Origin of the sequence: Alkalihalophilus lindianensis (assembly GCF_032843265.1) — a bacterium.
GTDB lineage: Bacteria > Bacillota > Bacilli > Bacillales > Bacillaceae_D > Alkalihalophilus > Alkalihalophilus lindianensis.
In genome coordinates this window covers 1-236 of record NZ_JAWJBA010001025.1, presented here as the reverse complement: position 1 = coordinate 236, position 236 = coordinate 1, and the positions used below count along the sequence as shown (strand labels likewise).

Genomic DNA, 236 nt, shown 5'->3' with positions numbered 1-236 from the left:
GCCAATTATTTCCGCTGCTTGATGAGAAGGGATTTTCAACTGTTTCCCTTTCGGTGTCAGACAAATGAGGGAGTTGGTTTTCGGATGGACTCCTGTACAAATCGCTATCTTATAAGGCTTCTCATCCTCCGGTCGATAAAGAATCAGCTTGCCAATATTTTCACGAAGGGTCATTGCTTCCTTATTCACCTTGTAACGTTTTCCCGTCACCCCTCTTCCGGATTTTCGTTTTTCAA

At 43.6% G+C, this 236-nt stretch carries 1 protein-coding gene; it reads right to left on the bottom strand.

The window, feature by feature from the left end; genetic code table 11:
- On the bottom strand, nt 1-210 hold a 210-nt coding region (locus RYX56_RS25220), incomplete at its 3' end, for a hypothetical protein (protein WP_317124496.1).
- Nucleotides 211-236: the final 26 nt, after the last annotated feature.